This is a genomic window from Streptomyces sp. JJ38, assembly GCF_019303475.1.
Lineage (GTDB): Bacteria > Actinomycetota > Actinomycetes > Streptomycetales > Streptomycetaceae > Streptomyces.
The window spans coordinates 26,967-33,800 of the sequence record NZ_JABLSI010000065.1; the positions used below are offsets into that span (position 1 = coordinate 26,967).

Consider the following 6,834-nt stretch of genomic DNA (forward strand, 5'->3'; position numbering starts at 1 on the left):
NCCCGGCCGCCCTCGCCGTCTCGGGTCCGTTCGGACGGTCCCTCTGGAGGTTCTGCTCGGGTCTGGGAAGATGGGTCCGACGACGATGTCGCCCACGGTCAGGGAACCCGACACCCGCACATCTCCCAAGGAGCGGACAGCATGCCCATCGCAACCCCCGAGATCTACACCGAGATGCTCGACCGGGCGAAGGCCGGCAAGTTCGCCTACCCGGCCATCAACGTCACCTCCAGCCAGACCCTGCACGCGGCCCTGCGCGGCTTCGCCGAGGCCGAGAGCGACGGCATCGTCCAGATCTCGACCGGCGGCGCGGAGTTCCTGGGCGGCCAGTACAGCAAGGACATGGTCACCGGTGCGGTCGCCCTCGCCGAGTACGCGCACATCGTCGCCGAGAAGTACCCGGTGAACATCGCCCTGCACACGGACCACTGCCCGAAGGACAAGCTGGACGGCTACGTCCGTCCGCTGCTGGAGCTCTCCCGCGAGCGCGTCGCCGCCGGGCGCAACCCGCTCTTCCAGTCCCACATGTGGGACGGCTCGGCCGAGACGCTCGCCGACAACCTGACGATCGGGCAGGAGCTGCTCGCCCAGGCCGCCGCCGCCAAGATCATCCTTGAGGTCGAGATCACCCCGACCGGTGGCGAGGAGGACGGCGTCACCCACGAGATCAACGACGAGCTGTACACCACCGTCGACGACGCCATCCGCACCGCCGAGGCCCTGGGCCTGGGCGAGAAGGGCCGCTACCTGCTGGCCGCCTCCTTCGGCAACGTGCACGGCGTCTACAAGCCGGGCAACGTCGTCCTCCGTCCCGAGCTGCTGAAGGAGCTCCAGGAGGGTGTCGCCGCCCGGTTCGGCAAGGCGAGCCCGTTCGACTTCGTCTTCCACGGTGGCTCCGGCTCCACCGAGGACGAGATCACCACGGCGCTGGAGAACGGCGTCGTGAAGATGAACCTCGACACCGACACCCAGTACGCCTTCACCCGGCCCGTCGTGGACCACATGTTCCGCAACTACGACGGTGTGCTGAAGGTGGACGGCGAGGTCGGCAACAAGAAGCTGTACGACCCGCGGAGCTGGGGCAAGGCCGCGGAGAAGTCCATGGCCGAGCGGGTGCAGGTGGCCTGCGCGAACCTGCGCTCGACCGGCACCAAGCTGAAGTGACTCGACCGGCACCAAGCTGAAGTGAGCGGCGGGGCTGCGCCCCGCCTGCCCCTCCCCGGGCCTTGCCCCGGGGGCCTGTGCCCGGGCTTCGCCCTGCCCGGGCTTCGCCCTGGCGACCGGTGACGGGACCCGGCCACAGACCGGGTCCCGTTGAGGTTGGCCTCTCCCCACCCCTCCCGAAACCGGGGCATCCGGGGCCCCGGATGCCCCGGTTTCGGGGTGCGCGTTCCCGGGTGCGGGTGCGTTGGGGCTGGTCGCGCAGTTCCCCGCGCCCTGGCGGGGCGGGTCGTGCGGCCCCCGCGCCCCTGGCGGGGCGGGGTGGGGGTTACCTGAGGGTTTCGGCTGCTGTGGGGCTGCTCTCCTTGAGGAAGGTCGAGCAGCGCTCGTGCTCCTCCTGCTCGCCGATGGCGCCGGCGGCGCGGGCCAGGGCGTGCAGGGCGCGCAGGAAGCCGCGGTTCGGCTCGTGCTCGAACGGCACCGGCCCGTGGCCCTTCCAGCCGTTGCGGCGCAGCGCGTCGAGGCCGCGGTGGTAGCCCGTGCGGGCGTAGGCGTAGGACTCGACGACCCGGCCGCCCTCGAAGGCCTCGTCGGCGAGCTGGGCCCAGGCGAGGGAGGAGGCGGGGTACCGCGCGGCGACCTCGGTCGGTGCCGTACCGGCGGCCAGCGCCTCGCGCGGGCCCGGGTCGTCGGGCAGGTGGGTCGGGGGCGGACCCCCGAGCAGGTTCTCGTGAATGGCCATGCTCACCAGTGTGCCCTGAGCCCCGCCCTTGCCGTCGCCCCCTCGGCCGGAGATGATCGCGGCAGGCCCGGTGACCCCGGGTGGAATGGCGAGGAGACCTTCGATGCAGGACAGTGACGAGACGCCCAACCTGGACTTCGCAGGGACGACCCCGTACGAGGACTATGTGAAGGCCGATGTCCTCACCCACCTCCAGCACCCGCTGTCGGACGATCCCGGCGAGATGGTGTTCCTGGTCACGACCCAGGTCATGGAGCTGTGGTTCACTGTGATCGTCCACGAGTGGCAGACCGCGGCGCAGGCGCTGCGGGAAGACGACCTGCGGACGGCGCTGGACGCGCTCAGGCGCTCGACCTACGAGCTCCAGTCGCTGAACGCCTCCTGGGAACCGCTCGCGCATCTGACCCCCGGGCAGTTCAACTCCTACCGGGCCGCCCTGGGCGAGGGCTCCGGGTTCCAGTCGGCGATGTACCGGCGCATGGAGTTCCTGCTGGGCGAGAAGTCGGCGTCCATGCTCGTTCCGCACCGCGGCGCGCCCCGGGTGCACGACGAGCTGGAGAAGGCCCTGCACGAGCCGAGCCTGTACGACGAGGTGCTGCGGTTCCTGGCCCGGCAGGGCGAGGACATCCCGGACGCGGTGCTGAACCGGGACGTGCAGGAGCGGTACGAGCCGTCGCCGGAGGTGGAGGCGGCCTGGGCGCGGGTGTACTCGGGCGACCCGGAGGCGCCGGCGGCCCGGCTGGGCGAGGCGCTGACGGAGGTCGCGGAGCTGGTGTGGCGCTGGCGCAACGATCACCTGGTCGCCACCCGGCGGTCCATGGGCTCGAAGGTGGGCACCGGTGGGTCGGCCGGGGTGGCCTGGCTGGAGAAGAGGGCGACGAAGAACGTGTTCCCCGAGCTGTGGACGGCGCGGAGCCATGTCTGAGAAGGAGCTGCGGGCCAAGGCCGCCCGCCTGGACGAGGCCGACGAGCTGGCCGCCTCGCGCAAGCTGTTCGCGCTGGAGGACCCCGAGCACCCGGAGGGCGTCGTCTATCTGGACGGCAACTCGCTGGGCGCCCTGCCGCACGCCGTGCCGGGCCGGCTGGCCGAGGTGGTGGGCCGGGAGTGGGGCGAGCTGCGCATCCGGTCGTGGACGGAGTCGGGCTGGTGGGAGGCGCCCGAGCGCGTCGGCGACCGCATAGCCCCGCTCGTCGGCGCGGCTCCCGGGCAGATCGTCGTGGGCGATTCCACCTCGGTGAACGTTTTCAAGGCGGTCGTGGGGGCCGTGCGGCTGGCGCCGGAGGGCCGGGACGAGGTCCTGGTGGACGCGGTCACCTTCCCCACGGACGGCTACATCGCCGAGTCGGCGGCCCGGATGACGGGCTGCGCCGTGCGCGCCGTGCGGCCGGACGAGATGGCCGCGGAGGTGGGGCCGCGGACGGCCGCTGTGCTGGTCAACCACGTGGACTACCGCACGGGTGAGCTGCACGACCTGCCCGGCGTCACCGCGGCGGCGCACGCGGCGGGGGCGCTGGTCGTGGCGGACCTGTGCCACAGCGCCGGGGCCCTGCCCGTCGGGCTCGACGAGCACCGGGTCGATCTCGCCGTCGGCTGTACCTACAAGTACCTGAACGGCGGGCCGGGCTCCCCGGCCTATCTCTACATCGCCCGGCGCCACCAGGAGCGCTTCGACTCCCCGCTGCCGGGCTGGCACGGGCACCGGGAGCCGTTCGCCATGACGCCGGAGTTCGTCCCGGCCGAGGGCGTCCTGCGGGGCCGGGTCGGCACCCCGGACCTGCTGTCGATGCTGGCGCTCGAGGCGGCGCTGACGGTGTGGGACGGGGTGGACATCGCGGCGGTGCGGGCCAAGTCGCTGGCCCTGACCGACTTCTTCCTCCAGGCGCTCGACACCTGTCTGCCGCCCGGGAGGGTGCGCCTGATCACGCCGACGGAGCACGAGCGCCGGGGCAGCCAGATCGCACTGGAGTGCCCGGACGCCGAGCAGGTCATGGAGCGTCTCATCGCCCGCGGGATCGTCGGCGACTTCCGGCGGCCCGGGGTGCTGCGGTTCGGTTTCACGCCGCTCTACACATCCTTCACCGACGTCGAGCGGGCGGCCCGGGTGCTCGGCGAGGTGGCGGAGGCGACGGGGTGACGAACGCGGAGGAGCGCGACCTCCTCGGCCTGGCCCCGGTGGCGCCCGACGCCTCGGAGCGCTACGGGGACCACCCCTCCCAGGTGGTGGACTTCTACGGGCCGCGCACCGGGCCCCGGGTCACCGTGCTGCACGGGGGCTTCTGGCGGGAGCGGTACGACCGCGGCCATCTCACGCCGTTCGCCGCGGCGTTGGCCCGGCACGGCTTCGCCGTCGAGCTGGTGGAGTACCGGCGGGTGGGCGGTGACGGCGGCTGGCCGGCGTCGGCCGAGGACGTGGAGGCGGCCCTGGAGCACCTGGGCGGCCCGCCCGCGGCGCTGGTGGGCCACTCGGCCGGGGGTCATCTCGCGCTGTGCGCGGCGGCCCGGCGGGAGCGCGCGGCCGACCGGGTGCTCGCGGTCGCTCCGGTCGCTGACCTCGCCCGCGCCCACGACCTGGGCCTCAGCGGTGGTGCGGTCGCCGAGCTGCTCGGCGGCCAGCCGAACGTGCGGCGGCTGCTGGCCGAGGCCGACCCGATGAGGCTGCTGCCCCGGGTGCCGGTGGAGCTGCTGCACGGCACCGAGGACGCCGACGTGCCCGTCGAGCTGTCCCGCCGGTACGCGGGGAACTGGGGCGCCCGGCTGCATCTGCTGCCGGGGGTCGGCCACTACGCGCCGTTCCATCCGGACAAGCCCGCGTTCGGCGTGCTGCTGGACATGATCCGCCGCGGCTGACGGCGGCGGGGGCGGAATCCGCCGGTCGGGGTGACCAGCGGACCCCGCCCCCCGCGGGGCCGGTCCGGGCGGCCGGGTCAGTCCAGGAAGGAGCGGATCTGGATGGTCTCGTCGCGGCCGGGGCCGACGCCGATCGCGGAGATCGGCGCCCCGGACATCTCCTCCAGCGCCTTCACGTAGCCCTGCGCGTTCTTCGGCAGGTCGGCGAAGGTCTTCGCCTTGGTGATGTCCTCCGTCCAGCCGGGGAGGTACTCGTAGACCGGCTTGGCGTGGTGGAAGTCACTCTGGCTGTAGGGCAGCTCGGTGACCCGCTTCCCGTCGATCTCGTAGGCCACGCACACCGGGATCCGCTCCCAGCCGGTGAGCACGTCGAGCTTGGTGAGGAAGAAGTCGGTCAGCCCGTTGACGCGGGTGGCGTACCGGGCGATGACCGCGTCGAACCAGCCGCAGCGGCGGTCGCGTCCGGTGGTGACGCCGCGCTCGCCGCCGATGGTGCGCAGCTTCTCCCCGTCCTCGTCGAGCAGCTCTGTGGGGAACGGTCCGGCGCCCACACGCGTCGTATAGGCCTTGAGGATGCCGATGACGCGGCTGATGCGGGTCGGCCCCACCCCGGCCCCGGTGCAGGCACCGCCCGCCGTCGGGTTGGAGGACGTGACGAAGGGGTACGTGCCGTGGTCGACGTCGAGCAGCGTTCCCTGACCGCCCTCGAAGAGAACGACCTTGCCCTCGTCGATGGCGTTGTTCAGCACCAGGGTGGTGTCGCAGACGTAGCCGGAGAGCCGGTCGGCGTAGCCCAGCAGCTCCTCGACGACCTGCTCGGTGCTGACCGAGCGGCGGTTGTAGAGCTTGGCGAGCACCTGGTTCTTGAAGTCCAGGGCGGCCTCGACCTTCTGCCGCAGGATCGACTCGTCGAACAGGTCCTGCACCCGGATGCCGACGCGGTTGATCTTGTCCGCGTAGGTGGGGCCGATGCCCCGGCCGGTCGTGCCGATCTTGCGCTTGCCGAGGAAGCGCTCGGTGACCTTGTCGATCTCCGTGTGGTACGGCGTGATCAGGTGCGCGTTGCCGCTGAGCAGCAGCTTGGACGTGTCGACGCCGCGCTCGTCCAGCCCGCGCAGCTCCTCCAGCAGCACGGCCGGGTCGACGACGACGCCGTTGCCGATGACCGGGGTGCAGCCCGGGGAGAGGATGCCGGAGGGCAGCAGGTGGAGGGCGTATTTCTGGTCTCCGACGACGACCGTGTGGCCGGCGTTGTTGCCGCCCTGGAACCGGACGACGTAGTCCACCGAACCGCCGAGCAGGTCGGTGGCCTTCCCCTTCCCCTCGTCACCCCACTGAGCGCCGAGCAGCACGAGTGCGGGCACAGGCGTACACCCCTTCCGGGCGGGGCATGTCCATCGTGCGGATCGGTGGGAGAACCGCGTCCTTGCCGCGGTGTCGCGCGCCTTTGCGCGACGTGCGGCGCACGCGCCGCCACCAAGAGCCGTGAATCGGTGCCCCGGATAGTCGAAGCCCCTGACGCAACAGCGGCAGGGGCTCTTGCACCGAGAGATTACCTGAGGAAGGACGAACGTGTCGGCTCCAGACCTGCTCGTGGTCGTCGATCCGGTGGCCCGGAACGTCGACGGGGAGTCCGTCCGCATCGCCCGGGATGTGCTGAGCGCCGCCGGGGACGTGAAGGTGTGCCTGCCGGAGTCGCGGGAGGAGGTCGGCCGGGCGGTGGCGCGGCGGGGACGCCGCCGCCCGGTCGTTGTCGGCGACGACGCGGCGCTCCTGCGCGCGGTGGAGCAGCTTCACCGGGAGGCCGTGGGCGTGCCGGACGAGGAGGGCGTGGGCGCGGCGGGGGACGTCCGGCCGCATGCCGCGCTCGGTGTGGTGCCGGTCGGCCTGCCGTCGGCGGTGCGACTGGCGGCGGGCCTCGGGCTGCCGTTGGACGCGGTGGCCGCGGCCCGGGCCGTGCTGGCCGGCGCGGACCGGGCGCTGGACCTGCTGGTCGACGAGTCGGGCGCGGTGCTGCTGGGCGGTGTGCGCATCCCCGCGGCGCCGGGGGAGCCGGCCGGGGAGGCGGCGGTCGCGGCCGGGG

Annotated in this window: 6 protein-coding genes and 1 pseudogene; 5 read left to right on the forward strand and 2 right to left on the reverse strand. The window is 72.7% G+C overall.

From position 1 onward, the window contains the following. Nucleotides 1-141: 141 nt before the first annotated feature. Nucleotides 142-1,164: a class II fructose-bisphosphate aldolase gene (fbaA, locus tag HPT28_RS24625; RefSeq protein WP_219093853.1), complete on the forward strand. Its 1,023-nt coding sequence runs from the start codon at nt 142-144 to the stop codon at nt 1,162-1,164. Nucleotides 1,165-1,489: 325 nt separating this feature from the next. On the opposite strand, the gene HPT28_RS24630 is transcribed toward fbaA, so the two are convergent. Next, nucleotides 1,490-1,903, reverse strand: a complete 414-nt coding sequence (locus HPT28_RS24630; protein WP_219093855.1) for a DUF3151 domain-containing protein — start codon at nt 1,901-1,903, stop codon at nt 1,490-1,492. Nucleotides 1,904-2,006: 103 nt separating this feature from the next. On the opposite strand from HPT28_RS24630, the gene HPT28_RS24635 reads away from it, so the two are divergent. Genes HPT28_RS24635 through HPT28_RS24645 form a run of 3 tightly spaced genes read left to right on the forward strand, consistent with a single transcriptional unit; the run spans nt 2,007 to nt 4,751 of the window. After that, a complete protein-coding gene (locus tag HPT28_RS24635; protein ID WP_374227013.1) occupies nt 2,007-2,828 on the forward strand; it encodes a tryptophan 2,3-dioxygenase family protein in 822 nt (273 codons plus the stop codon). Next, nucleotides 2,821-4,038, forward strand: a complete 1,218-nt coding sequence (gene kynU, locus HPT28_RS24640) for a kynureninase (protein WP_219093859.1) — start codon at nt 2,821-2,823, stop codon at nt 4,036-4,038. Before HPT28_RS24635 ends, kynU begins: the two co-directional genes overlap by 8 nt. Then, a complete protein-coding gene (locus HPT28_RS24645) occupies nt 4,035-4,751 on the forward strand; it encodes a S9 family peptidase (protein WP_219093861.1) in 717 nt (238 codons plus the stop codon). The genes kynU and HPT28_RS24645 overlap by 4 nt, the downstream gene beginning before the upstream one ends. Nucleotides 4,752-4,828: 77 nt before the next feature. Here the strand turns inward: HPT28_RS24645 and HPT28_RS24650 are convergent, their stop codons facing one another. Next, on the reverse strand, nt 4,829-6,115 hold the full coding sequence (locus HPT28_RS24650; protein WP_219093863.1) for an adenylosuccinate synthase: 1,287 nt from the start codon (nt 6,113-6,115) through the stop codon (nt 4,829-4,831). A gap of 208 nt (nt 6,116-6,323) precedes the next feature. On the opposite strand from HPT28_RS24650, the pseudogene HPT28_RS24655 reads away from it, so the two are divergent. Continuing rightward, nucleotides 6,324-6,834: pseudogene (locus HPT28_RS24655) on the forward strand (diacylglycerol kinase); the annotation flags it as partial.